At 57.0% G+C, this 26,151-nt stretch carries 26 protein-coding genes; 15 read left to right on the top strand and 11 right to left on the bottom strand.

Annotation, left to right across the window (positions count from 1 at the left end; translation table 11 throughout):
- Position 1: 1 nt before the first annotated feature.
- On the bottom strand, positions 2–229 hold the full coding sequence (locus tag WCS52_06215) for a hypothetical protein (protein MEI6166770.1): 228 nt from the start codon (positions 227–229) through the stop codon (positions 2–4).
- 190 nt (positions 230–419) lie between these two features.
- On the opposite strand from WCS52_06215, the gene WCS52_06210 reads away from it, so the two are divergent.
- The 13 genes from WCS52_06210 (at position 420) to WCS52_06150 (ending at position 15,683) form a co-directional block, all read left to right on the top strand.
- The gene (locus WCS52_06210; protein MEI6166769.1) at positions 420–1,100 is read left to right on the top strand and encodes a response regulator transcription factor; all 681 of its coding nucleotides are present in this window, start codon (positions 420–422) and stop codon (positions 1,098–1,100) included.
- A 283-nt stretch (positions 1,101–1,383) separates the two neighbouring features.
- The gene (locus WCS52_06205; GenBank protein MEI6166768.1) at positions 1,384–2,673 is read left to right on the top strand and encodes an SPFH domain-containing protein; all 1,290 of its coding nucleotides are present in this window, start codon (positions 1,384–1,386) and stop codon (positions 2,671–2,673) included.
- A 24-nt stretch (positions 2,674–2,697) separates the two neighbouring features.
- On the top strand, positions 2,698–3,438 hold the full coding sequence (locus WCS52_06200; protein ID MEI6166767.1) for a hypothetical protein: 741 nt from the start codon (positions 2,698–2,700) through the stop codon (positions 3,436–3,438).
- Positions 3,439–3,530: 92 nt separating this feature from the next.
- Positions 3,531–3,920 (top strand): TM2 domain-containing protein, encoded by a 390-nt coding sequence (locus WCS52_06195; GenBank protein MEI6166766.1) that lies wholly within the window; start codon positions 3,531–3,533, stop codon positions 3,918–3,920.
- A gap of 87 nt (positions 3,921–4,007) precedes the next feature.
- Positions 4,008–4,340, top strand: a complete 333-nt coding sequence (locus WCS52_06190) for a TM2 domain-containing protein (GenBank protein MEI6166765.1) — start codon at positions 4,008–4,010, stop codon at positions 4,338–4,340.
- 786 nt (positions 4,341–5,126) lie between these two features.
- The gene (locus WCS52_06185) at positions 5,127–6,011 is read left to right on the top strand and encodes a hypothetical protein (GenBank protein MEI6166764.1); all 885 of its coding nucleotides are present in this window, start codon (positions 5,127–5,129) and stop codon (positions 6,009–6,011) included.
- A gap of 169 nt (positions 6,012–6,180) precedes the next feature.
- Entirely contained in the window at positions 6,181–7,497 is a 1,317-nt protein-coding gene (locus WCS52_06180) for a TolC family protein (protein ID MEI6166763.1), read from the top strand.
- A gap of 172 nt (positions 7,498–7,669) precedes the next feature.
- Positions 7,670–8,722, top strand: a complete 1,053-nt coding sequence (locus WCS52_06175; protein ID MEI6166762.1) for an efflux RND transporter periplasmic adaptor subunit — start codon at positions 7,670–7,672, stop codon at positions 8,720–8,722.
- A gap of 3 nt (positions 8,723–8,725) precedes the next feature.
- Complete coding sequence (locus WCS52_06170) at positions 8,726–12,004, top strand: efflux RND transporter permease subunit (protein MEI6166761.1); 3,279 nt, start codon at positions 8,726–8,728, stop codon at positions 12,002–12,004.
- A 71-nt stretch (positions 12,005–12,075) separates the two neighbouring features.
- The gene (locus WCS52_06165; GenBank protein ID MEI6166760.1) at positions 12,076–12,243 is read left to right on the top strand and encodes a DUF6132 family protein; all 168 of its coding nucleotides are present in this window, start codon (positions 12,076–12,078) and stop codon (positions 12,241–12,243) included.
- 17 nt (positions 12,244–12,260) lie between these two features.
- On the top strand, positions 12,261–12,482 hold the full coding sequence (locus tag WCS52_06160) for a DUF2892 domain-containing protein (protein ID MEI6166759.1): 222 nt from the start codon (positions 12,261–12,263) through the stop codon (positions 12,480–12,482).
- A gap of 2 nt (positions 12,483–12,484) precedes the next feature.
- Positions 12,485–13,129 carry a class I SAM-dependent methyltransferase gene (locus WCS52_06155; GenBank protein ID MEI6166758.1) on the top strand — a complete coding sequence of 215 codons (645 nt, stop codon included), beginning with the start codon at positions 12,485–12,487 and terminating at the stop codon, positions 13,127–13,129.
- A gap of 199 nt (positions 13,130–13,328) precedes the next feature.
- Positions 13,329–15,683 carry an Ig-like domain-containing protein gene (locus WCS52_06150; GenBank protein ID MEI6166757.1) on the top strand — a complete coding sequence of 785 codons (2,355 nt, stop codon included), beginning with the start codon at positions 13,329–13,331 and terminating at the stop codon, positions 15,681–15,683.
- Between the two features lie 8 nt (positions 15,684–15,691).
- Here the strand turns inward: WCS52_06150 and WCS52_06145 are convergent, their stop codons facing one another.
- Both WCS52_06145 and WCS52_06140 read right to left on the bottom strand, forming a co-directional pair.
- Positions 15,692–16,618: a hypothetical protein gene (locus tag WCS52_06145; GenBank protein MEI6166756.1), complete on the bottom strand. Its 927-nt coding sequence runs from the start codon at positions 16,616–16,618 to the stop codon at positions 15,692–15,694.
- Positions 16,615–17,058, bottom strand: a complete 444-nt coding sequence (locus tag WCS52_06140; GenBank protein MEI6166755.1) for a DUF116 domain-containing protein — start codon at positions 17,056–17,058, stop codon at positions 16,615–16,617. Before WCS52_06140 ends, WCS52_06145 begins: the two co-directional genes overlap by 4 nt.
- A gap of 80 nt (positions 17,059–17,138) precedes the next feature.
- Between WCS52_06140 and ispH the strand changes: the two genes are divergently transcribed.
- Entirely contained in the window at positions 17,139–18,068 is a 930-nt protein-coding gene (gene ispH / locus WCS52_06135; GenBank protein MEI6166754.1) for a 4-hydroxy-3-methylbut-2-enyl diphosphate reductase, read from the top strand.
- 6 nt (positions 18,069–18,074) lie between these two features.
- On the opposite strand, the gene WCS52_06130 is transcribed toward ispH, so the two are convergent.
- The 7 genes from WCS52_06130 to rpmH all read right to left on the bottom strand — a co-directional run bounded on the left by WCS52_06130 (position 18,075) and on the right by rpmH (position 23,460).
- Positions 18,075–18,959, bottom strand: coding sequence for a hypothetical protein (locus WCS52_06130; GenBank protein ID MEI6166753.1), 885 nt, complete (start codon positions 18,957–18,959; stop codon positions 18,075–18,077).
- 55 nt (positions 18,960–19,014) lie between these two features.
- Entirely contained in the window at positions 19,015–20,016 is a 1,002-nt protein-coding gene (locus tag WCS52_06125) for an NAD(P)H-dependent glycerol-3-phosphate dehydrogenase (GenBank protein MEI6166752.1), read from the bottom strand.
- Positions 20,013–20,666 (bottom strand): glycerol-3-phosphate 1-O-acyltransferase PlsY, encoded by a 654-nt coding sequence (plsY, locus tag WCS52_06120; protein ID MEI6166751.1) that lies wholly within the window; start codon positions 20,664–20,666, stop codon positions 20,013–20,015. Before plsY ends, WCS52_06125 begins: the two co-directional genes overlap by 4 nt.
- 42 nt (positions 20,667–20,708) lie before the next feature.
- Positions 20,709–22,526, bottom strand: a complete 1,818-nt coding sequence (locus tag WCS52_06115) for a YidC/Oxa1 family insertase periplasmic-domain containing protein (protein MEI6166750.1) — start codon at positions 22,524–22,526, stop codon at positions 20,709–20,711.
- Positions 22,523–22,762, bottom strand: coding sequence for a membrane protein insertion efficiency factor YidD (yidD, locus tag WCS52_06110; protein MEI6166749.1), 240 nt, complete (start codon positions 22,760–22,762; stop codon positions 22,523–22,525). The genes WCS52_06115 and yidD overlap by 4 nt, the downstream gene beginning before the upstream one ends.
- Positions 22,759–23,151, bottom strand: coding sequence for a ribonuclease P protein component (gene rnpA / locus WCS52_06105; protein MEI6166748.1), 393 nt, complete (start codon positions 23,149–23,151; stop codon positions 22,759–22,761). Before rnpA ends, yidD begins: the two co-directional genes overlap by 4 nt.
- 174 nt (positions 23,152–23,325) lie before the next feature.
- Entirely contained in the window at positions 23,326–23,460 is a 135-nt protein-coding gene (gene rpmH / locus WCS52_06100; protein MEI6166747.1) for a 50S ribosomal protein L34, read from the bottom strand.
- Positions 23,461–23,542: 82 nt separating this feature from the next.
- Between rpmH and pyrC the strand changes: the two genes are divergently transcribed.
- A complete protein-coding gene (pyrC, locus tag WCS52_06095; GenBank protein MEI6166746.1) occupies positions 23,543–25,372 on the top strand; it encodes a dihydroorotase in 1,830 nt (609 codons plus the stop codon).
- Here pyrC and WCS52_06090 read toward each other — a convergent pair.
- Positions 25,367–26,146 (bottom strand): HAD-IIA family hydrolase, encoded by a 780-nt coding sequence (locus WCS52_06090; GenBank protein MEI6166745.1) that lies wholly within the window; start codon positions 26,144–26,146, stop codon positions 25,367–25,369. The genes pyrC and WCS52_06090 overlap by 6 nt on opposite strands.
- Positions 26,147–26,151: the final 5 nt, after the last annotated feature.

Here is a 26,151-nt window from a genome sequence, read left to right as displayed (position 1 = left end):
CTTACCGCGTGACCTTTTTATACAACTGGTGTTGCATTAGCTGGTTGCGCGCGGGCCGGATGATCAGGTCTTTCTGGTGCAGTTGTGCCGCGTGTGACGCGGAATGCGCCCGGGACGAATGGTTTCTGAGCCGGACCTGTCGTCGCAACACCCCCCAGGCCCCCATGAGCAGGAGGCACGAGCCAATCTCCAGGATGATCGTAACGTGCTCAGTGGTAGGGGATATCATAATAGCTAAACCTGATTAGCGGTCCCTTGCTTATTTACCGGGTGCACCGCAAGGGGGGCATTCGACATGAAATCAAGGAAACACACAAGGGTCATATGTCCCGATAATTTAGGTATATAAGCCCCTGCTATATTCTTTTAAAATTAGCTACAACCCTCCTCGCCGTATTGCGGGCTGAAAGGAGAGCGGGATGAGAAAAACAAAACTGAAATCAGGCACGGGTAAAATAGAGGTGTTTATCGCCGACAGTTATCCGGTATTCCGGTTTGGACTCCTGGCGCATTTGGCCGTGACCTCCGATATGGTGGCTGCCGGGCAGGCGTGCAACGGGTTGGAACTGGTGGCGGGTGTTCACGGCCGCGAGCCGGATGTATTATTCCTGGATGCGGGCCTGAAGGGGTTGGAGGGGTTCCTGGTGTTAAAGCAGATCAAGGAAGACGCCCCGGATCTTCCCGTTTTACTGATGGCGGCCGCCCAGGATATCCGGTGGTTGTTAAGGGGGATACGTGCCGGGGCATCAGGCGTTGTTTCGCGTTCCGCCTCACTGGAGGAAGTGGAATTGGCCATCCGGCGGGTGCATGCCGGGCAACCCTATATGCCTGCGCCGCTGGCCGAACAGCTGGTCTTATACTATCAGCGCAACGAGAGTGAACCCCTGGACGAACGCCTGTCTCCCCGCGAATTCGAAGTCATGCAATGGCTGACAAAGGGGCTTAAATTGTCGGAGGTAGCCCGGCAACTTAACATCAGCCACCAGACGGTCACGACCCACCGCCGTCATATTCAGGAAAAAACCGGACTCCGGACCACCGCGGAGATCATCCGCTATGGCATCCTGAATGGAGTAGGGGAACCTATGGAGAAAGCCTAAGGTTGTGAGGCCGGCGTTTTGACGGTCGACTCGTAACTCATAACTTATTACTCATGTCTTGACTTTGAACCCTCAGACTCACCGATCTCGATCCTCGCCCTCTCCGACTTTGTGCTGGACAAGTTCACGCTTTTTTGCTTCCCTGCGGGGTAATGGTATTGAAGAATCCATCATATCACTATGTCATTTCTCGTTACACTTCTCACCTTGTCAATAATGTTGGATTACAAGAGTTTATTGAATAATTTGAGGCCAGTGCGCTAAAGGCTTTGAAAGGAATTTTATGGCTATAATTGACGTTGTAAAGTGGGATGCTGCGCCTGGCGTCTTTGCGTGGAAATATCCTTCGGCTGAATTGTCCACATGGACCCAGTTGATCGTTTCCGAGTCGCAGGAGGCATGCCTCTTCAAGGAAGGTAAAATTGTTGGCCCGTTTCCCCCGGGCCGCCATACTCTCAGCACGGATAACTATCCCGTTTTGAGCGAATTCTTCAAGGTTCCGTTCGGTAAATCCCCTTTTACTGCCGAGGTCTGGTATGTTCAGCGGACTTTTAAGTTGGATATCAAGTGGGGGACATTGGATCCGATCCAACTGGAAGATCCGAAGTACAAGATTATGCTGCCTGTGCGGGCTTTCGGGCAGTATGGGTTGCGGATTGAGGACAGTTCGAAGTTCCTGATCAAACTCGTTGGCACTTTGCCCGCCTTCACCCAGAAGACTCTGACTGAGTATTTCAAAGGTTTCATAGTCACGCATTCGAAAGACATAATTGCCAAATATCTGGTCGAGAAGAACGTCTCCATCCTCCATATTGCAGCAAACCTCTCATCGATTTCAGAAGCGCTCATGGAGAAGTTGACGCCCATACTGGACGAGTACGGGATCGGGCTCGCTAATTTTTTGGTTAACTCTATCTCGACCGATGATAACGATCCGGCGGTGGTTCAGCTCAAGGCGGCGCTTGCCAAAAAGGCCGAGATGGACATTGTTGGATACAACTATCAGCAGATGCGCTCCTTCGACACCATGCATGCCGCCGCAAGCAATACAGGGGGCGGGCAGGGGGGCTTGATGGGTGCGGGTATTGGCTTCGGTCTTGGTATGGGAGCGGGAGGCGGAATGGGGGCTGTTATGGGGCAGATGGCTGAACAGATCAGGCCAACAGGCATTGCATGTCCCTGTGGCAGGATGAATGACCGCGAGGCAAGGTTTTGCGCAGGATGTGGAATATCCGTTATTGCGGGGGCCGTTCCAACAAATGAAAGATCACTCGTCTGCGACAAATGCGGGAGTTCGGCTCCGAAAGGGGCGAAATTCTGCTTAAAATGCGGTGACCCATTCAATTGCTGTGCCTCTTGTGGAGCTGACAACCCAACTGGAGCGCTGGTGTGCAGGCATTGTGGCAAACCGGCACCGATTGTGTGTAGCCAGTGCAAGGCGACGGTTCCCTCCGGGCTCAAGTTCTGCGGCGAGTGCGGCACGTCGATGGTGAAGATGTGCAGTGGATGTCAGGCTGAACTACTTCCCGGGGTCAAATTCTGCGGGATCTGCGGCATGAAAATTGATCAGTAACATTTGAACCGGGATGGGAAACAGATGAACATTAGAAATACTTCAAAAGGGATGGCAGGGTTTGTTGTTATTCTGGTTATGGGGGTTACGGCTGCCATTGCCTTGCTGGTCGTTGATTCGAACTCAAGAAATGGCTTGTTTTGGATGTCGCTAGGATATCTTCTGTATTCGGAACTGTTGCTGGGCTTGAATGTGACGGATATTTTTGGAAGCGGACAGGAGAAGGGGATGCCGTTCAAGGCGGCCCAAGGAGTTGTGCTGACGATCTATTTTCTTTTTACCCTGATCATAGGACTGGCGGCACGCAACTTCACATCGTTAAACGCATATAGCATTGTGCAATTGGTTCCCGCGCTGGGGGTGACCGTATTCGTGATTGTGTTCGCCATGGCGCAATACGCTCGTCGGAGTTCGGATGCGTACGTTGCAAAGGGACAGGCTGGTAAGGCTGAAATGAACAGTTTGCTTGATGCCCTAGTTTATGAGGTAAAGACACTGCCGTGTCAGGACGAACTTATCAAGGTTATTCCAGAGCTCTGCCGGATTCGGGAGAACATGCTGTACAAGGCAACATCCGTCTCTGGCGTGGAGAAGATTGACCAAACCCTCGTGCAGCAGATTTCATGCATCAGCGAACAAGTTGAAGTGTTGCGGCAATCGCCTAAGGAAGACCGCAGCAAGTTGGTTGATAAAATAGGGGTTGACACAAGGAAATTGGAGCACTTGCTCGACCAGCGTGAGTCTGTCATCAAACAGTTGCGCTAATAACAAAGGAAAACTGTATGAAATGCGAGTATTGCGACAACGAGTTGCCGATCAATGTATCCAAGTGCCCAAGTTGTGGCGCTGGCCAACAAATGCCTCATGCGATTAACAGCCAAGAGGACCGGCAGGAAAACTCTAGCAGTAAAGGTGCAGACGAGAAATTTTGCGAATCCTGTGGCCAGGTCATAAAGAAAGAGGCAGAACTCTGTGTGAAATGCGGGGTGCGACAAAATACATCCACTAGTAGCGTTGATAGTGGTGCGAAAAGCAAGTTAGTGGCCATTCTCTTAGGGTTGTTTGTCGGCGCACTAGGTGCTCATAACTTTTATCTTGGGTACACTAAAAAAGGTATAATTCAGCTTTTGATAACTGTTTTGACGGCTGGCTATGGGGCATTTATTTCTGGAATATGGGCACTTAGTGATGTGATTGAGATTGGACGCGGAAATATTAGGGACTCAGCCGGTAATATACTGCAGTGATCGGTTTTATTACCAGAAAGCTTAACCTCTGGTGGGTGCCGTGCCTGCGGTTAATTATTTAAATATGGCATTTAAGGAGATGTGGATATGTCGGATAGCGTGCGCAAAGGTGTCGACGAAAAGTTCTGTGAGTCATGCGGCCAAGTAATCAAAAAAGAAGCTGAAATCTGCGTTAAGTGCGGAGTCCGCCAGAAACAAGCAAGCACCCCTCAGGGCGCGGGTAGCAGTTGGGGAACAACTTTTCTTCTTTGCTGGATATTGGGTTTTCTTGGCGTTCATCGATTCTACACGGGACACACGGGTATTGGTATTGCGCAGCTTCTGACTTTTGGCGGATGTGGCATTTGGTGGTTCATTGATTGGATCATGATTATCATGGGATCCTTCAAGGACGCCCAAGGGAGGGCTTTGGTCAAGTAAGTGCGTTTATTGTTATTCATCTTTGCTTCTTTATCAGTGACTTGCTGTTTAGTAATGTTGGCTTCGGAAATTCCGGCCACATGGGTTGACAGCGGCCCAACGCTTTGTTTTTTCAAGCGGATTTTTGGGAAGGAATGCCCTGGTTGTGGTATGACTAGGGCGTTTTTTCATTTCCTGAGAGGGGAATGGAGTCTGGCGTTATCATATAACTGGAAATGCATTATTGTCTTTCCAATTATGCTCTATTTGCTGGTAAAGCAGAGCGAGAAACTTTTTTAGGCCCTACGATCGCGCTCAGGTGAGCAAGTATGGGCTAGGTGATATAAAGCGAAAATCGAAAAGGAATTGTTCATCAATAGAGCCACTGACGTTTCGAAGTACCCCGTGCTTGGCTGGCAGGGTCAGACCTAGAAACTAGGGAGGAGCATCTTCTCAAGATTAGCATTAATTTTGGTCAATCCCAGATGGCGCTCCCATCCTTTCGATGCATAGAATGTACCATTATAATCATCTGCCTCGGCTCAAGGTAGGATCCTGCGCACTATACTTTGCCGATCCCTTTAATCATGCCAACCTGGCATTGATTGTTCTGATGACTGAATCCGCCAGATGGTTAGCCGCGTTTCCTTCCGTTGCATGAAGGCTTTTCCAGTTCCGCTCTGGTTATTTCCACTATTTTAAGAAATCCAAATTTCACCTTGTGTATTGCGATAGGTATGTTCTACTTCATAAATAGAAAATCGCAACTGTTAAACCGGAAGAAAATCATACAGAAAGAGATAAATAATGAATACTAATCGTTCTGAAGGAGAATCCATTACAGCTGTTCTTATTGATAATTTACTCATTCATATGAGAAAAGAATACTTTACTGACTTCTTTGAACAGAACGAGAAATGGCTAACGAAGTATGGTCTTTATGGCCTATACGCAGCCGCTTTGGTGGGATTCATTTCCTCTATTGTTTATCCTATACGATATGAGTTGTCTTGGGGCTTGAGTTTGGGTATTGGTTTCGGATGGATAGTAGCATGCATTGTTTCTCACTATGTTGCCTACAGACTCCTTCCCGTCATCAGCAATTTAATTAAATCTACCCCCACCAAATTGTCATCCAGCGCACTCCTTGATGCATTGGCTCTTCTTTGTGGTATAGCAGGTGTGGCAATTTTGGGCACATCCATTTATGGATGGGCGAAGACTTCTGAGTTCGACAAGATAATTGAAGGTATTTTGATGTTTGTTACTTTCGAATATCTAATGGCACTATGCCTCAATCCTGGATTGCTAAATATTGCTATTGAGGAAAAAACAACAGCAGGACAAGAATTTATTGGTCTGTTGTCGTTCTTTTTAAAAGGTTTTCTCAAGCTTATCCCTATTATGTTCGGATCTTGGATCCTCATAGGTGTTGCTAATATGACATTAATGCTATTTCAGAAGCCTGAGACGCTTAACATAGGAAATGTCTTCGCGATAGGATATATGCTCATTGCTGCGGTCCTGCCAGTTGTTGGATACCTTTTATTTGTTAGCAACTATTTTCTTATTGATCTCGCAGGCGCTGTACTTTCAGTCCCCTCTAAATTAGATTGTCTGAATCAAGTAACGGCGAGCACAAAAAATTCCGAGAAGACGACTGCAGTTCTGTCGACTGACAAGAATCTGTAGGAGCAGAATCATCTTTCTCAATAGAGAGTTTTGCCTGCCCTGAATTTGGAAGAAGGGCTCTGTAAAAAAACAAATTCACGGTATCTTTTTTAAATAGTGAGGATAAGCGTGGACATAACGTGCTTTCCGTATATATTGATATATAAATAAGAAGGAGAGGGATCCTCGAATGAATCTTAAACCGTTGATGTTGGTGCTAGGAGTGCTGGTGGGGGTCGTTCCCGTTTTGAAAGCGGCAGAGGTTCCTTCTGAAATCACGTTGGAGCGATGTATTCAGACGGCGCTGGAGGCCAGTCCGGATGTTCAATCGGCCAATGCCCGCCTGAGCGCTGCCGCCTCAGCAGTCAAAGAGGTCACCTCGGCGTATTACCCGCAGGTCGGACTGAAGGGGAGTTGGGCCAGAACCGACAATCCTGCGCAGGCCTTTTTTATGTCCTTGAATCAACGCCAGGCATCGCTGCAGGGTGATTTCAATAATCCCAATGACACGGAGAATGTGCGGGGGAGTGTGGTGGCGCAATGGCTTCTGTTTGATAGCGGGCGGCGTGAAGCCGACCGGCGGGCGGCCAAACAGGGGGCGAAAGGGTCGGAATTGATGCTGGAGGCGGTCCAGAATGACCTGGTGTATCAGATCACCCGTGCCTATTACGGGATCCTGCAGGTTCGTGCGTTTATCGGCGTTCAGGAGGAGGCCGTCAAAAGCTTGTCTGAAAGCCTCCGGACCGCGACAGAACGCAATCTGGCCGGCAGCGCCCTGAAGAGTGATGTGTTAACTCTGGACGTTCAGCTTTCCCAGGCAAAGGAAGAGTTGATTCGCGCAAAAAATGCACTGAAACTCGGGGTGGCGTCATTAAATACGGCCATCGGGCAGAAACTGGTGGGCCCAGCTGATGTCGCCGGCTTGAAAGGGCGCGACGTTCCGGCGGCATTGACCAATGAAGTGAGTGGGGGCGTGGAAGGGCGCCCGGAATTCCGGGCCCTCGACGCCCGTGTCAAGGCGATGGAGGCGTTGGTGACGCGTGCCCGGCGTGAATATTATCCGGTTGTGAACGGATTTGGCTCAGTGGATTGGGATAGTGAGACCCTGAGCGGCTTTGAGCAAAGCTATATGGTCGGTGCGGCCGTCGAATTGAATATCTTTGATGGGCAGCGGAATCGTTCAGGGCTGGCGCGTGCCAAGGCCGCCGCCGCCGAGACACTGGCTCAAGCTGAAAAATTACGGCAGGCGCTGGAATTGGATCTCACGCAGGCACGCCTGAATGAACAGGAAGCCCGTGAGCGGCTGGAGGTCGCCGCCAAAAGTCTGGCCAGTGCGGCGGAGTCGCTGCGGCTGACGCAGGAACGCTACCAGCAGGGGGCGGCGGTGATCACCGACTTGCTCATGGCCCAGACGGGGATGACCGCCACCCAAACACGTCAGGTGGCGGCCCAATATGATTGTTTGATTGCCCGGGCCAATGTCGAACGGGCGATGGGGCGGAAGTAGAGTGATTCGTTGCTTGGGAATGAGAGTGAAATGATGATAGATGGGGATTGCTTTCATGTGGGAGGGGCGCTACGCGCCGCGACAGGCTTAGATGGGTGCCTGAACGGGACAAGAATCGCCGCGCATAGCGCGCCTCCCACGCGAGGGGAAAATCAAGAGGGAGAAAGATAATATGAAAAGCGAAAAATTCTGGAAAATAATCAAAATGGTGTGGCGGCCGGTGGCCGGGTTGCTTGGCCTGGTCGCGCTGGTGGTGTGGTCGGGCGGATTATTGGAATCAAAAGTCGCCCCGGGAAACATCGCATACCAGCCCGGCGTCCCTGTGCCCGATGGGGCCGGCACCTTGGTGGTCAACAGCGTGAAGAGCCCTTCATTGGTTGAGGTGATCGGCACGGCCGCTTCGGAGCGGATGGTTAACTTGAGTGCCCGGCTGCCGGCGACCATCGAGTCAATGCGGGTCTCGGCGGGCCAGGCGGTGACCAACGGCCAGATAGTAGCCACGCTGGATGATCGTGATATCCGGGAGCAATTGGGGGCGATGGAAGCCCAATTCAAGCAGGCGGAACTGGAATATAACCGGACCCTGAAATTATTCGAGAAAGGCGCCAGCACGGATCAGGCCCGTGTGGCCGCCATATCCGCCTGGGAGGGCGCACAGGCCCGCCTTCAGCAGAGCCGCGTGATGTTGAGCTATACCGTGATCGTGTCACCCATGGACGGCGTAGTGACGGATCGCCGGATGGAAGCGGGCGATCTGGCGGCTCCGGGTCAGGTGATGCTGACCGTTTATGATCCCCGGCAGATGCGATTGAATGTCGCCGTACCCGGCCGGTTGCTTCAGAAGTTCCCGCTCAATCAAGCGGTGGACGTGCGGCTGGATGACGTGGAGTCGCCCCTCGCGGGTACCGTCCGGGAAGTGGTCAGTGAAATCGATCCCTTGAGCCGGACACAACTGGTCAAGGTCCATCTGGAGCAAAAGGGAACCGCCATTCTACCGGGAAGTTATGGCCGGATCCGGGTTGAGGGGGAGCTCCATGCCTCGGTGTGGATTCCGGCGACGGCGCTCTACCGCGTCGGGCAGCAGGAACTGGTGCAGGTGGTGATGGCGGGACGGGCGATCCGGCGCGTGGTCCGCACCGGCCTGACGCAGGGGGCGCTCATCGAGGTGTTGTCGGGTCTGGCCGAGGGCGAAGTCATGTTGCTCGTACCGGTGAAGGAGGGCTAACCCATGGACGAAAAACTTTCATTTATGGGCCGGATCGTTGACAGTTTTCTGCGCGGAAACCTCGCCGTCCTGCTGATGATCATCAGTCTGGTGGCCGGGGCGGTGGCGCTGCTGGTGACCCCCCGCGAGGAAGACCCCCAGATTGTGGTGCCCCTGGCCGATGTCATGGTGTCCTATCCCGGTGGTTCCGCCGAAGAGGTCGAGCGTTTGGTCGCTTCGCGCCTGGAGCGAATGCTCTATCAGATTGATGGCGTGGAGTATGTGTACTCCCTGTCGCGGCCGGGGATGGCGGTGGTGACCGTCCGGTTTTATGTCGGGCAGGACCGGGAAGCCAGTCTGATCAAACTTTATAATAAGATTTTCCAGAATATCGACAAGACCACCCCTGGCATCGCGGGGTGGGTGGTCAAGCCGGTGGAAATCGACGATGTCCCGATTGTCAATGTGGCGCTCTATAGTGACCGTTATACTGAGCCTGAGTTGTACCGGGTGGCGGAAGAGGCCGCCAGCCGGCTGCAGCATATCGAGAATAGCGCACGGGTCACGATCCATGGCGGACAGAAGCGGCAGATCCAGATCAGTCTGGATCCGGAACGCCTGGCCGCCTACCAGCTGTCGCCCATGGAAATCGCCGGCGCCTTGAAGGTGGCCAACGTTCAGACGGGGGCTGGTGCCTTCCAGCAAGCCGATCGGGAAGTGCTGATGGAAACGGGTCCGTTTCTGGCCAGTGCGGATGAAGTGCGCAATCTGATGGTGGGACTGCATGCCGGCCGACCGGTCTATCTGCGCGATGTGGCCGGGGTCACCGATGGCCCTGAGGAGGCGGTGTCTTACTCCCGTATCGGGTTTGGGCCAGGAGAGAAAGGGGTTCAGGGTTCAGGGTCCAGAAAGCGGGAGCATCCCTTAACAACCATCAACCAACAACCATCGACCAACAACTTCCCGGCCTCCTTCCCCGCCGTCACCATTGCGGTGGCAAAGAAAAAAGGGAGCAATGCGGTCTGGGTGGCACATGATGTGGAGAAGCTGCTGGGCACTATGCGGGGCGATATCATTCCGGATGAAGTGAAGTTCCGGGTGACCCGCAACACAGGCGAGACCGCGAACGAGAAGGTGTCCAACCTTCTTGAAAGCCTGGTCATTGCCGTCATCACGGTGATTGGACTGATTGCCCTGGCCATGAACTGGCGGGTCGGTCTGATTGTGGTGATTGCCGTGCCGATCACCTACGCCCTGACCCTGGTGGTCAACTACCTGGCGGGCTATACCATCAACCGTGTAACGCTGTTCGCGTTGATTCTGGCGCTGGGCCTGCTGGTGGATGACCCGATTGTCGGGGTGGAGAATATCTACCGGCATCTGGCCATGCGCAAGCTCCCGCGGCTGCAGGCGATCTCCCTGGCCATGAACGAGGTGATGCCTCCCGTCGTCCTGGCGACACTGGCTGTGATTGTGGCGTTTCTGCCGATGTTTTTTATCACCGGCATGATGGGCCCCTATATGCGGCCGATGGCCCTGAATGTGCCGCTCGCCATGTTGAGCTCGCTGATTGTGGCGGTGGCCATCACTCCCTGGCTTTCCAACAAACTGCTCAAGGTCGAAGGCCATGAGCATGATACGGGCGATGTGCGCCAGACCCTGACGTACCGGGTGTATTCGAAAGTGATGCTGCCGCTCGTGCAGTCCCGCTCGAAGACCTGGGTGTTGGCGGGGATCACGGCCTTCCTGTTTGCCGGTTCCCTCGTGCTGGCCCTGACCGGGCTGGTGCCGCTCAAAATGCTCCCTTTCGATAACAAGAATGAATTCCAGATTGTGGTGGATCTGCCGGAGTCGGCCACGCTGGAGCGGACGGATGCGGTAGTACGGGAGATCGAGACGCTGCTACGGAGTGTCCCGGAAGTGACGGACTTCACCTCGACGGTCGGGGCGGCCTCGCCCATGGATTTCAATGGCCTGGTCCGGCATTATTATCTGCGGCAGGGGGCCAATGTGGCGGATGTGCGCGTCAGCCTGCTTCCCCGCAAGGAACGCGAGATGGATAGTCATGCGCTGGTGCTCCGGCTCCGGAACGATATCGCGGCCCTGGCCGAACGGACCGGTTCCAGCCTCAAACTGGTTGAACTCCCGCCGGGGCCCCCCGTGTTGTCCACGCTGGTGGCCGAGGTCTATGGCCGGCCTGACCAGTCGTATGATCAACTGATTGCCGCCGGAAAACTCGTGGGCGCCCGGATGCGCAAAGAGCCCGGGGTGGTGGATGTGGATGATTCCGTCGAAGCGGCCCAGGATAAGTTTTTCTTCCGGGTCGACCGCGACAAGGCGGCCCGCAACGGGATCGCCACGGCGGACATTGTGCAGAGCCTGCAGATGGCCTTGAGCGGCCTGCCGGCCGGGGCGCTGCATGTGCCGACCGAGCAGAATGAACTTCCCATTGTCATTAAGTTGCCGCGTGAAAAGCGCTCGGATCTGGCGCGTCTGGCAACCCTGACCGTCAAGGGGCGCGGGGGCGTAGGGGTCCAACTGGGTGAACTGGGTGCCTTTGAAGCGCATCAGGCCGATAAATCCATCATGCATAAAAATCAGGAGCGGGTGGTGTTTGTGACGGGGGAGATGGCCGGACGTGGGCCCGCCTATGCGGTGCTGGCCCTCGAGTCCTGGTTCAAGAAAAATCCACTCCCCGCCGGCATCAGAATCGATTGGGCGGGGGAAGGCGAATGGAAGATCACGGTGGATGTATTCCGCGATCTCGGCCTGGCCTTTGCGGCGGCCTTGATCGGGATTTATGTGCTGCTGGCCTATCAGACGGGGTCCTATGTGTTGCCCGGCATTATCATGTTGTCCATTCCGCTGACCATGATCGGCATCATGCCCGGCTTCTGGCTGCTGAATGCGCTGGGCAACAAGCCGGTGGGCGGGTTTGATAATCCGGTGTTCTTCACCGCAACGGCCATGATCGGCATGATTGCGCTGGCAGGGATTGTCGTGCGGAACGGGATCATCCTGGTGGACTTCATCAAGACGGCGGAGGAACGCGGGGCCTCGGTAAAGGATGCCATCCTGGAGTCCGGTGCGGTGCGGTTCCGGCCAATCGCCCTGACGGCGGCGGCGGCGTTGCTGGGGGCCTGGCCGATTACCCTGGATCCGATTTTCAGCGGACTGGCCTGGTCGCTGATATTCGGGCTGTTTGTCTCCACGGTATTTACCCTGGTGGTGATTCCATTGGTTTATTTCTGGCTCATCGGTGGGAAAAAGAAGGTTTTGACAGAGCAAAACCCTCCATTTTGAGGATAGGAAGATACATTTTAAATGGAGGGCGCCGCTCCGTCGGCGCCGCGAGCCAAGAAAGAGGATAATCTATGACCATCAGACTTATTATCGGGGCGGTGATTGGCGGGACGGCAGGATACGCTTTCTATCGGTTTATCGGGTGTTCAACGGGGACCTGTCCCATTACCTCGAACCCCTGGATCAGTACCGCGTATGGCGTGATTCTCGGGTTGGTGATTGCGGGAATGAAGAAATAAAGAAAAGGAAACGGACTATGACAACGGAACGGATTGTAAGAATGGTGGCGGGCCTTTTTGTGATGGTGAGTCTGGCATTGGGCTACTGGGTGCATCCCGGTTGGTTCTGTTTCACGGCCTTTGTAGGTCTGAACCTGTTCCAGTCGGCCTTCACCGGGCTTTGCCCGCTGGAGATGATTCTCAAGAAATGCGGCGTTAAATCCGCCGGCGACGCATGCGGCTGCAGCGGAAAGTGCTGAGCATGAACGCTGATATTCAAGCGGTGCAGTCCCGCTTCGACCGCGTAGCGGCGGGGTGGGACTCCAATCCGGCGCGCGTGGCGCTGGTCAAGGGGATCGTGGAGGCCATCCGTCAGGCGATCCCCCTGAACCCAAACATGGTGGCGCTTGATTTCGGGGCAGGGACCGGGTTGCTGACGCTGGGGCTTTTACCTTATGTGGCCCGCATTACAGCCGTGGATGCATCCAGTGAGATGCTCAAGGTCCTGGCCGAGAAGCTGAGCGCTTTGGAGATTGGCTCGGTCACTCCCTGGCATGGGGACATTGTCCGGGAGCCGCTCCCCGAGGCCGGATATGATCTGGTCGTCAGTTCCATGGTGCTGCACCATATTGCCGATGTCCCGCAGGTCTTCAAGTCATTGCGGCGGTGTCTGCGGCCCGCCGGCTGGATTGCCCTGGCAGATCTGGATTCAGAAGACGGCAGTTTCCATCCGGACCCGACAGGGGTATTTCATCAGGGCTTCGATCGCCAACAAATCGCCAACTGGCTGGAGGTGGCCGGTTTCCAAGACGTGTCCCTCCGTGATGCCTACCGGATGGTAAGGCCCCAACCCGAAGGGGGCACTCGGGAATATCCGGTATTCCTGGCCAGGGGCCGGGTGGGCTAGGGGGGGGGATCTGATGCGTAACTCATGGGTGATCTTTACGGCATTGGCACTCTTCCTGCTGTTTACCGTCGGGTGGATCATGGCGTTATACCGGGCGTTTCGGAGTCAGGAAATTCTCAAGTAAGAGTATATCCTGGGCGAGTTACGTGATATAAGTAGAGAGTAACATCAGGGTGGCAAACATTCAGTGGAGTCAATTATGCAAAAAAACAAGACGGGTTCTTTTGCCGGTTTTCGGGTATGGCGTTTGGCCCTGGTGCTGACGCTGGCTTTTGGGTTTAGGATGCCAAATGCCATTGCCGTCGCGACCAACTGGACCGTGGTAGGTTGGAATAACCTGGGCATGCATTGCATGGATAGTGAGTATTCGGTTTTCTCAATTCTGCCTCCCTACAATACCATCAATGCACAAGTGGTCGGGTCGGTAGGCACCAACATCTGGTTGGTCAAGACCACTACAAACTGCGGCGTTTCTTACAAGGCCGTGGCGGATCCGGATGGCTCCATCAACACCTTCTCCACGGGGAAATCGGATTTTTCAGCCAATGTGCAGTCGTTGTTCGGGTTATCTTTGCCGATGGATGTCGGGTTGCCTGTGCCCGGCCCGAACTCCTACTCCATGCCCGGTCTTTCCAATGCCCCCCAAGCCATGGGGTTCGAAACCCCCTTTAACTGGTATGTCGCGTATGGCATTCCGATGACGCCTTATGATGATCAAGGCAAGCCGAATCAATACTCCCTGATGCGTCTGACCGCCACCAATGGGGCCGCTGTATTGAAAACCACGGATATTGTCCTGCCGGTTTCTGATGAAATGAATTGCCGGCTCTGTCACCTTTCCGAGTCCGATCCCGCCGCCAAGCCTGCCGCCGGCTGGGTGAATGTCGCGCACCCGGGGCGCGATTACCGGCTTAACATTCTTCGCCTCCATGATCAGATACAAGGAACGAACCCGGTTTTCCGCGCCGCGCTCACCAATGTCCATTACAATTCGAATGGCCTGTATCCCTCCGTGGTGATGGATCATACCTCCATTCTGTGTGCCCGCTGTCATGCGTCGGAAGCGTTGCCGGGAAGCGGCCAGCCTGGAATTCCGCCCCTGACCCGGTCCATGCATTCCATGCATGCCGGGGTCAAAGACCCCCGGAGTAACCTGGTACTGAATAACGAGGGAAACCGGACGGCCTGTTACACCTGCCACCCCGGTTCAGTGACCCGGTGTCTGCGGGGGGCGATGGGCAAAGCGGTGGGTGCAGATGGCGCCATGGCGATGCAGTGTCAGAGCTGCCACGGAAGCATGAGCCAGGTGGGGGCCACTAATCGCACAGGCTGGCTGATGGAGCCCACCTGCCAGGCGTGCCATACCGGAACGGCCCTGGCGAACGCCGGACAGATCCGCTATCAGTCTGTCTACGCGACCAACGGGGTCATGCGGGTTCCCTCAAATACGGTTTTTGCGACGAACCCCGACACGCCGGCGGCGGGATTTTCCCTGTACCGGTTTTCGCGCGGACATGGGGGGCTGGCCTGTTCCGCCTGCCATGGGTCCACCCATGCGGAGTATCCGACGGCGTTCCGTAACGACAACCTTCAGTCCATCGCGATTCAGGGACATGAGGTAACGTTGGCGGAATGTACGGCCTGTCATCAGTCCTCCCCCGTCACCGTGACAGGTGGCCCCCATGGCATGCACCCGGTGGGCACGCCCTGGGTTACCGCCCATACTTCAAAAGCCAGTTCCGCCTGCCGCTCCTGCCACGGTCTTGCGTATAATGGCACGGAATTGTCCCGGTCCCAGATGGATCGGACCCTTAGGAGCGTGATGTTCTGGAAAGGCCGCAAGGTGGGATGCTACGATTGCCACAATGGCGCCAGTGGTCCTGATGCCGGAGTGGCACCCGCCGCTCCCACCGTCACCAGCATGGCGGCCTCAACGGATGCGGGAGTGCCGGTTACGGTGAATTTGATAGGGAGCACAAACACCTTCCGGATCATTGCCCAACCTGCACACGGGACAATCGGTCTGTCCGGGGCGGTGGCGACGTATTTCCCCGGGCTCTCTTTTGTGGGAACCGATGCCTTTACCTATGCCTGCAGCTCGGCATTCCGTGACTCGAACCTGGCGACGGGAACCGTCGTGGTGGTGGCCCGGCTCAGCACCGGTGATGGGATTCCCGACTGGTGGCGGCAATATTATTTCGGTGGGGATGGCAAGACGACGAATGCGGAGTCCTGCGCCACCGCGGATCCGGACGGGGATGGGATGAACAATATGACTGAATATCAGGCCGGGAATAATCCGCTGGATGGCCGGTCGGCCATCCGGGTTCTGGCTTTGGATAAAACCGGCCTGGTGGCCAACATTCAATTCACCACGGAGTTGGGGCAGTCATTTTTCCTGGAGCGTTCCACGGATCTGGTCTCGGGAACCTGGACGAATGTCAGCAGCAATGTCTGGGGCCGCATCGATTCCTCAACGGTGGTGGAAGTGGGGTCGAACAAAACCGACAAAGCGTTTTACCGGATCCGAGTACTGCCCTATACGCGGTGGTAGATCAACCCTCAGTGCCCCTGCAGGGCGGCGCTGACGAGTCCGGCGGCTTCGCTGGCCGGGCAGTGGATCTTGAGGCTCATGGTATTCCCGTTACGGGTAATGGTGCTGAGCTCGCCCAGTTTCGACAGGGGGCTGTCCGGATCGGCGAAGCCTGATGAGATCAGCAGTCCGTTGAGAATCTGCTGGATCTGAACGGCGGCTTCAGGCGAATCGGCATTCAGCAGAACGACGCCATCGACAATGCCGGCATTCTCGGAAAGTTGAAGGTTGGCGCTCTCCGTGTTCCTCAGGATCATGGCCTGGGTGGGGCTGGTGCCGGAATAGCCCTTGGTGACGGCGGTGAAGAAGCTGCCCGGCTGGACGGCGGGAAAGGGGAGGGCGGCCGTTTTGCTGGCGGCCAGGTTCGGCTTTTCCCCATCCAATACCCAGGCGGAGTTCAACAGGGAGAACTCGTCGGATGCCAGGATCAACTGGCGTGAATTATAAAAGCTCGCCCAAAGCGGCTTGTTGCTCCCTTTGTCCAGCCAGGTCTGCACGGTGAGACTCCCGTTCTTTTTGGTGCTGTATTGGGGATAGGTGCTGAACTGCTTGCTGATCTGTTTGGCATTCAGCGAGCCACTGATCAGGGCCACCCCCCGGTTTCCCGTGACCTCATTTCCGAACAGCGTCAGGGAGGCGATATCCTTCAGGGGGTCGACGCCCAACAGGGTGCGATAGTGGGCAAGCATGGCTTGAAAGCGTTTGGAATCGCCCTGTCCGGCCGCCAGGAGGCGACAGGTTTGTGAGGCGGCGAATTGATTCATATCCAGATGCATCACCCACTTGGAGTCGGCGGGAACCTGCGATTTGGAAATGGGGGCCGCGGAAAGAGTGCCTGCCAAAGATAACAGGAGGGCGGTGGCGATCGATCGGGAATAAGACGTCTTGTTTTTCATATGGGTTTCCTTACCAGACTTTCTATGGCCTTGATGACTTCAGCGGGATCAGCGAGGGTGTTTTTACAGGGGCCTTCGGGGGTCGTATTCAGGACGCCGATCACCGGCTTGGGGAAGGCGGCGAAGATCCCTTGGACGAGTTCCTTTTCGCAGGCCACCGCGACCACGGCCTTAATGTGAGGTTGGTTACTGCGTGCCAGTGCGTCCCGGCCGCCGCCAACCACACAGGCCACCACCCCGAAATCATCACGGATTCCCGCCAGGGCCCCCACGCTGCACGCCCCGCAGCGTCGGCATTCATCAAGGCTGTGCACCACATTTCTCGGGCAGGATTGCTTGTGGAGGCAGTGCGGGAGTAACAGCAGGATCTCGTCTGGGCGTACCTTGACCCGGCGCCAGCGTACCAGCCGATTGTTCCATTTGATGATCAACTTGTTCATAACCGCTTCACGCTTCATTTATGGGGGGGAATAGTATACTAATCAGATCCGAATGACTACAGGCAAGGAAGTGGGTCGGTATGCAAAAAGAAATAGTCCTGATTACCCCTCATGGGTTCTGTGCAGGGGTTGAACGTGCGGTCGAGCTCGCAGAGGGAATGCTCCGCACCTGTTCGCTTCCCGTGTATTGTCTAAAACAGATTGTTCATAATCGACAGATTATTGATGATCTGACGGCTAAAGGGATGGTCTTTGTCCAGGACATCCGGGAGGTCCCTGAAGGCGGGACCGTCCTCTTCAGTGCTCACGGGATTCCCCCTGCGACGCGGGAGCGGGCCAGCGCCATGAACTTGCGCGTGGTGGATGCCACCTGTCCCTTTGTGTCCAAGGTTCACCATGAGGTCAGGCAATATGCCGATAAAGGTTTTACCGTGCTGCTGATTGGCCACCACAGTCATGATGAAATTATCGGAGTGGCCGGCGAGGCACCCGACCGCGTGATCGTGATTGCCTCCGAACAGGAAGCCCGGACGGTGACGGTGACGGATCCTGAAAAGGTGGCGGTGTTGACGCAAACCACCCTGAGCCTGGACGAAGTGGCCCAGGTCATGAGGATTCTCCAGGAGCGCTATCCGGCCCTGCAGACCCCGCCGGAAAGCGATATCTGTTATGCCACCCGGAACCGGCAACAGGCGGTGCGCCTGTTTGCCAAGCAGGCGGACGCCATCATCGTGCTGGGGGCGGAGAATAGTTCCAATTCCAACCGGCTCGTGGAAGTGGCGCGCTCGGAGGGATGTGGTGCCACGCTGGTGAGTACGATTGAAAGGCTCGATACGATTCCCCTGGAGAAGGTCTGTCGGCTCGGGGTGACCGCCGGGGCCTCCACGCCGGAGTATTTCGTGCAACAGGCCATTGCCCGCTTGAAGACCCGCGGGTTCAGTACGGTGATTGAGCAGGTTCTCATCAAAGAGAACATTCACTTCCCTGTGCCGAAGGAATTCAGGAAATAAAGAGGCCTACTCCCCGGCCGGCAGGATCCCTTCATTGACCAGTTCCTGGTCCGTTTCGGGGGTGAGGGGAATGGGGAGCGGGGTCTGGCCCGTGCGGATCAATTCCTTCTGATACTCCTGAAGGAGGGAGTTGACTTCGTCCGGTGACAGTTCGGAATTATCCGCATTCTTGAGCAGCCGCAACAGGGCTTGCCCGGTGTCACTGATGGGGGCGGCTTTGCCACTTGCATCCGTTTTGGGGCGGCCGGCGCGGACCGAGGCGACGGAGGTGGCATCCGCCGTCTTGGATTCCTTCGCGTGCAAGGCTTCGATCGCCTGGATCTGTTGCAGCTCCTTGCGCAACCGGGCTTCCCGGCGGGCGGCATAAGAGGAACGGCCGGCCTTGGCACGAGTGGCTACTGCAGGTGCGGCCGCGGGGGTAGCGGCATCGGGCTGAACTTCAGGCGACGGCTCTTTCCCTACCATGTCGTAGGAATTCGAGCCGCCGGACATGGAAACCCAGTAATCTTCAGGGGGCCGCCGGAGTCGGGCCCGCTCCTTGACGTAATCGGCTTCGACGACTTCAACGCCCTCAATGCTGTCGCCTACCCCCAGCATGACGCTCTGCTTGGATTTGAGGTCCACCAGGCCAACCCGGATGACCCCGTTATCATCACGGGTCACCGCGGCCATTTTGAATTTGGCGGTGAAGGACATGTCGGGGGAAATTTTAGGCGGTTCCAGGGACTGGGCAAGGGCTTCGACGCCAAAGGGTTTTCGTTCCAGAATGACGCCATAGCGGTTAAAATCCGGCAGGGCTGCCGGCGGAGCCTCAGGTTGGGCCCCGGCACAAAGGCACAAGGTGATCCAGAGGCCCATCCCGTAACAGTGCCATCGATTCCCGCTAGTCATGGGCTCTATTATCCTCCAGAAAGGCAGGGAAGCAAGAAGAGAGTCGCGACTCTCTTCACCCTCTCTCCGCCTTCGGGTCGCGGCCCAGCAGGGCTTCCACCGCCGCCAGAGGGGATTTCCCTTCATGCACCATGGCGTGGACTTCACGGGCAATGGGGGCGGGAACCGAGAGGTGTTGCGCCAGCGAGCAGGCGGAGGCGGAATTTTCAACGCCTTCGGCCACTTGCTTCATGCCCGCCAGAATGTCGGCGATTTTTTCGCCGCGCCCCATGCGTTCACCCACTGAATAATTGCGGCTCAACCGGCTGGTGCAGGTCAGGACCAGGTCACCCATGCCGCTCAGGCCGGCAAAGGTGTCCGCCTTGGCACCCATGGCGACGCCTATCCGGGTGATTTCCGCCAACCCGCGGGTGACCAGCGCGGCGCGGGCGTTGTGGCCCAGTCCCAGTCCGTCACTCACTCCGACCCCGACCGCGATCACATTTTTCAAGGTTCCGCCCAGTTCCACCCCGATCACGTCATCTGAGGTGTAAACCCGGAATTTCTGACTGTTAAAAACGGCCTGGAGGGAATGGGCCAAGGCCGCCTCCCGACTGGCAATCACGACGGCGGTCGGGGCGCCGACGGCCACTTCGGAGGCGAAACTGGGGCCCGACAAGGCGGCAACCGGTCCGGCGTTGAGGATGCCTTCCGCCACTTCCGTCATGCGGCGGTGATCGGTTCCATCCAGGCCTTTGGCCACGCTGATGACGCGGGCCTGGGCCGGGATCAGGCCGGTGAAGGAGGACAACACGGTGCGGAAATATTTGGTCGGCATGGCCAGGACCACCACGGAGGCCTTGGCAACGGCCTGGGCGCGGTCAGCGGTCCATTCCAACTCCCCGGGCAAGCGGACCCCGGGCAGGTAGTCCTGGTTCTCACCGCTGGTGCGTACGCGGGCGATGTACTCAGGGAAGGGGCCCCAGATCCGGACCGAGTGCCCGTTTCGCAACAAGGCCAGACCTAACGCGGTCCCCCAGCCTCCATCCCCGATGATGGCAATCTGCTCTTTACTCATGATGCCTTCTTCTTGAACTCAAACCGGCTCTCGGATCCATTCATCAGTCTCTGGATATTGCCCTTATGCCGCCAGATAATCAATGCGCCAAGCGCGGTCAGGGCCACAGGGAGGGCCAGGCCATCGGCCCGGTAAAGCCACCAGCCGGCGGCAGGCACCGCCACGGCGGCGACCATCGAGGCGACTGACATATAGCGGAGGGTGACGAGCGCGAGGGCCCAGCACAAAACGCCGATGCCGGTGGCGGCGGGCGCAATGCCGATCAGGGCGCCTGCGCTGGTGGCCACGCCTTTGCCGCCCTTGAACTTGAGGTAAACCGGCCAGGTGTGACCGGCAATGGCCAGTCCGCCAAACAATAGCGGTAGCCACGGCGGGAGTGGCGACTGCGCGCAATGGGCGGCTTGTACAGGGAACCAGAGGGCAGGGATGGCGCCCTTCAACGCATCCAGGACAAAGGTCAGGATGCCGAGTGACTTGCTTACGGACCGGTAGACGTTGGTGGCGCCGATATTCCCGCTGCCGACCTTGCGGATATCGATGCCTTTTACACGGGCGATCAGGAGGCCGTTCGGAATCGAGCCCAGCAGATAGGACACCACCCCGAATGCCGCGATCACCAGCGTTGGACTGCCGTTACACGAGCCGTTCATGATCATTGATCTCTTTCTACCTCACTGTTTACTGCCCACTGCCTACTGCTTACTGACGACGGCCTTCTTCGCCCGATGCTGCCACATCAACTGGATGATCATCATTGCCTGATTGGCCGTCCAATAGAGAACCAGGCCCGAGGGCATGGAGTAGAGGAACATCAGCATCATGAGGGGCATCATCCACATCATCATCTTCTGCTGCATCGGGTCACCGGCGGCAGGGGTCAGCTTCTGCTGCCAGATCTGCGTCACGGTCATCAGCAAGGGGAGTAAGTTGAGGGGGATCGGCAGGACGCCCGCGAACAGGTTTTCCGCCGTGCTCAGATCCTGAACCCACAGGAAGGGGGCAAAACGCAACTCGACGCCGCTGCGCAGGACGCTGAAGAGGGCGAAGAATACCGGGATTTGGACCAGCATCGGCAGACAGCCACCCAGTGGATTCACTTTGTGCGTTTTGTAAAGCGCCATCGTTTCCGCGTGGAGGGTCTGGGGCTTGTCTTTGTATTTCGCCTGCAGGTCCTTGATTTGAGGCTGCAACTCCTGCAGGCGCTTCATGCTTTCCGTCCCCTTGTGGGTGAGCGGCCAGAAAAGAACACGCACAATCAGGGTCAGCAGAATGATGGCCACGCCGTAGTTGGGGATCAGCCAGTAGAGTTTGTTCAGACTCCAGAGCAGAATTTCACAGAACCAGCGGAACATCCCGAAGTCCATGACGTTCTTTTTCTGCAGGCCCATCGGGGCGATGGATGAGATTTCCTTGGGGCCGACGTAATAACTGCACTCCCTGCGAACCGTTTCACCGGCGGCTAGCGGACGCGCCGGGAAATAGAGGGCGGCGGCCACGCGGCTGGGGATGGCGGCCGCTTGCCAGGTGCTCGGATTGTCAGCCGTTTCTGATTTACCCGCTTCGCGATCCACGATCAGGTCGCAGCCCACCGCGCCCTCTTTGGGATTGAGGATCTGGACGAAGAATTTATTTCTGACGGCGACCCAGGCCATGTCGCGGGTGACGTGCTCATTGATGGAAAGCGGCAGCATTTTGGTCATGGCGGGACGGCCGACACAGCCCTTGCCCCGGCGTGGCGCTTCGTCGAAAAAGTTAACCAGGGTCAACTCATCAGAGAACCAGGCCTTGCTGGACCAATGGCGCACCGTGTTCTCACCGGAGGTGAACAGGGTGTCAATGCCTAGAAAATCCATACCCGTCATCTTGGTTTCACCCGGCAGCATGGCCATACTGCCTACGGACAGGCTGTGTGGCGGGAGGGTTTGGGCGTCGTGACGGGTATTGGCGAACTCATCCGCCACCATCACCTCGTAACGGGGGCCCAGGGTGACGCGCCGCGTCAACCTGAGGCCGGCCGGGGTGGTGGCTTCCAGGCGCGCGGCCGTGCCATTCGAAAGGACCGTGATGGTGAAGTCGCCGGTTTCGTCCAGTCCGTCCAGTCCGCGATACGTCAGGGCGGGAGCCTTTTCAAAGTCCAGGATGACAGGATCCTTGCTGTTCACGCGGATGGCGAAGGCGGGTAATTCGGCGCGCTTCACGCTGGCCCCATAGGAAGAGAGCGTCAGGCGGACCAGTCCATTGGTCAGTTCCACCACGGCTTCGGGTGCGCGAGGTTGGGCGACGGCCTGCCGGAGTTCCGGTACGAGGGGCACGGGTGTGGTGGCGGATGTGGTGACGGCAGCCACGGCACCGGTGCCGGCGGCCGGGGCATTGGTGAGTCCTGCGACCACGGGGGGGGCTAATCTCGTCGGGGGGGCGGGGAAAAACTTCTGATAGAGCGGCCCCCAGGCCAGCATGGCCGTGAAGAGGGCTACCAAAATCAACGTGTCTTTTGTGAGAAACTTTTTCATATCGTTTTACCTCTGGAGTCCCCATCAGGCACCGGGTCTAAACCGCCCGGATGCCAAGGATGACATTTTAATACCCGTCTAAATCCCAGCCAAAACCCACGCCATGCGCCATGCTTCCGGATGGCGTCAATGCCATATTCCGAGCAGGACGGATGGAACCGGCACTGTCCCCCGAGCACGGCTGCCAGCGTATGCTGGTAGATCCGGATCAGGATAATAAACAGCTTTCCGATCATGTCAATATTCCGGCCCGTCTGGCCAGCCATAACAAATCGATAATCACGTCTTCCCATTTGGCGGTGAGAAGGTTCCGGCGTGACACCAGCACGATATCCACGTCGCCGTGAAAGAGATGCCGGTTGAGGCGCCAGGCTTCCCGCAGTCGCCGGCGGGCGCGATTGCGCTTAACCGCGTTGCCGATCACGCGGCTGGACACCACACCAAGCCGGAGCGAGGCGTCGGGCGCCTTGCGGATCCATAGCACCATGGTGCGGGCGGCCCAGGATTTCCCCTGGGCATACGTCTGCTGAAAATCCGCATTGGATCTCAAGCGCTGATGTCGCCGCAAGCGGCGATCCGGTTCCTTTGGAACCGTGACCTCAGCTATGTCTGCTGGCACTGCCATAAATAACCAGCCCTCCCTCACGGGTCGCGCCCATGCGCGCGCTCAATAAAGAAGAAATGAACGCCGGCTCTGCCCACCCGGGCAAAGCGCCGCCCGCCAAACGGAAAGGGGTGTCCCTTCCCGTCAACGGACGACGGCGTTCATCTTCATCCCTACTGCTTTGAGGCGGAAAGCTTATACAGCCAGCTTTACACGGCCCTTTTGGCGGCGGCGCGCCAATACTTTACGGCCATCCGCCGTTTTCATCCGTTTCCGGAATCCGCATTTACGTGCACGTTTCTTTTTGGATGGATGATATGTCATCTTCATCGGTTGTCCCTCTCTACAAAAGGCGCACAAAGTACCATTTATAGCTTTTCTGTCAAGCTAGAGGTGTTGTATATGTGCAGCTATGACAAGAAATTTCCTGATCAAAGGCGCTCGGATACTCGATCCAGCCCAGCAAATAGACGCTTTTCGTGACCTTTTCATCCAGGACGGGGTGTTTGCCGCCGTGCCCGATGTTTTGCCGCCTGACGCCGTGGTGATGGATGCAAAAGGGTTGGTGGCGGTCCCGGGCCTGATCGATCTTCATGTCCATCTCCGCGAGCCCGGGCATGAAGCGGCGGAGACGGTAGCCACCGGATGTCAGGCGGCCGCGCGCGGCGGCTTCACTGCGATCGTGGTGATGCCCAACACCAATCCGGCGCTGGATACGCCCGCGCAGGTGGCCGCCCTGGCGGAGCGGGCCGCTGCCGCAAACCTGATTCATGTCTTGCCCGCGCCCTGCATTACCCGGAGCCGGTCGGGGTATGAGGTGGCTGATCTGGCCGCCCTGGCCCGGGCCGGAGCCGTGGCTTTCACCGATGATGGGTGCACGGTATCCAGTAATGAGGTAATGGAAAGGGCCATGCAGGAAGCCGGTCGGCTGAATATTCCCGTGATGGATCATGCCCTGGATGGAAAACTGGCCGGCCGGGGGGTGATGCACGAAGGGGTGTATTCCCGCGCCCTGGGCCTGGCGGGAATTCCCTCGGCGGCAGAAACCGTGATTGTGGAGCGCGACATTCAACTGTCCCGCACCACCGGTTGTGCGATGCATATCCAGCATGTGTCAGCGGCCGGATCGGTGGATCTCATCCGGACAGCCCGTCAGGACGGGCTGCGGGTGTCGGGCGAACTGACCCCGCATCATCTGGCGCTGACTGATGCCATGGTCGATGCGGCGAAACCGGAATGTTACAAAATGAATCCGCCCGTCCGGAGCGAGGCGGATCGCACCGCCCTGGTGGCGGGCTTGTTGGATGGCTCGTTGGCGTGTTTTGCCACTGATCATGCGCCCCACACGGCGGCGACCAAGGCCAAGGGATTTCTGACCGCGCCCTTTGGAGTGGTTGGCCTCGAAACGGCTGTCGGGGTCACTTATACCCTGCTGGTCAAAAAGGGGCTGATGACGGCACTCGACTGGGCCGCCCGCTGGACGACCGAGCCGGCCCGCATTATCGGCCGGCCTGCGCCCACCCTGGCCCCGGGGGCGCCTGCGGATCTGGTCCTGTTGGATCTTGAACATGAATGGGTAGTCAACGCTGATGAGTTTGCGTCCAAATCCCGCAACACTCCCTTTGACGGGTGGCCGCTGATCGGTCGCGCCATCAAAACATTCTGTGATGGAAAGCTGATCTGGTCCGCCCCCACCTGTCCCAATCACCAGGAACTGATAACCAATAACAACCTCTCCAACATCGTCCTTATGGGCTTTATGGGGACCGGCAAAAGCACGGTTGGCCGGGTATTGGCGCATCGGCTCGGCATGCGGTTCCTGGATATGGATGCGATCCTGGTGGAGCGGGCGGGAAAGCCGATTGCCCGGATTTTTGCCGAGGAAGGGGAACCGCATTTCCGTGCCCTGGAGCGGGCCTTGTCGCAGGAGCTTTCCCGGCAACACGGGCTGGTGATCGCCTGTGGCGGCGGGGTGGTGCTTGATCCCGACAATGTCCGGGACTATGGCCGGACTGGGCGGGTGGTGTGTCTGACGGCCACGCCGGAGGCCATTTTCAAACGTACCGCCAAGGACCGCAACCGGCCCCTGTTGGAAGAGAAAGACCGCATGCAGCGGATTGTGGAGCTTCTGGAGAAACGCAAGGCCCTGTATGCCGCCATTCCTCATCAGGTGGATACGACGACACCCACCGCCGACCAGGTGGCGGAGACCATCATGGAGTTACTGGCGGGCGGCTTATAAAAGTGTCTGCAGGTCTTTGATCACATGGTGCGGACGATAGGCGAAATGCTTTAAATCCGCCTCCGTGCTGACCCCGGTCAGGACCAGGATGGTGTCAATTTCAGACTCCACGCCGGCGATGATGTCCGTGTCCATCCGGTCGCCGATGATCACCGACTCCTCCCGGCGGCAACCGAGTTTCTTGAGGGCGTTGCGCATGATCAGCGGATTGGGCTTGCCCACATAGTACGCCTTGCTGCCGGTGGCCAGTTCTATGGGCGCCATCAGGGCGCCGGTGGCGGGCACCAGTCCGCCTTCGACCGGGCCTGTCAGGTCGGGGTTGGTGCCAATCAGCTTGGCGCCCTTGAGGACCAGTTTGACTGCCCGGCAGATGCGCTCATAGGTATAGTCATGCGATTCGCCGACCACGACATAGTCCGGGTTGATGTCATTATTGGTGAGTCCGGCGTCATAGAGGGCATTGTTCAGGCCGCCTTCGCCGATGACATAGACGCTGCCGCCGGGATGCTGGCTGGCCAGGAAGGCGGCGGTGGCCAGGGCGCTGGTGTAAAAATGGTCTTCACTGACGTCAAGGCCGAGTCGTTTGAGTTTGTGGCACAACTCGCGCGGGGACCGCTCGCTGCTGTTGGTCAGGAAGAGGAATTTCTTTTGTTCGGCCTTGAGCCAGTTCACAAATTCCACGACTCCGGGCAGGAGCTGGTTTCCGTGGTAGACCACGCCGTCCATGTCGCAGATAAAACCGGTTTTCGTGCGGATGAGTTCAAGAGGTGTCATGGAAT

This window comes from bacterium, from assembly GCA_037128595.1.
In the GTDB taxonomy this organism is placed as follows: Bacteria; Verrucomicrobiota; Kiritimatiellia; order CAIKKV01; family CAITUY01; genus JAABPW01.
This window is presented reverse-complemented; position numbering and strand designations above follow the sequence as displayed.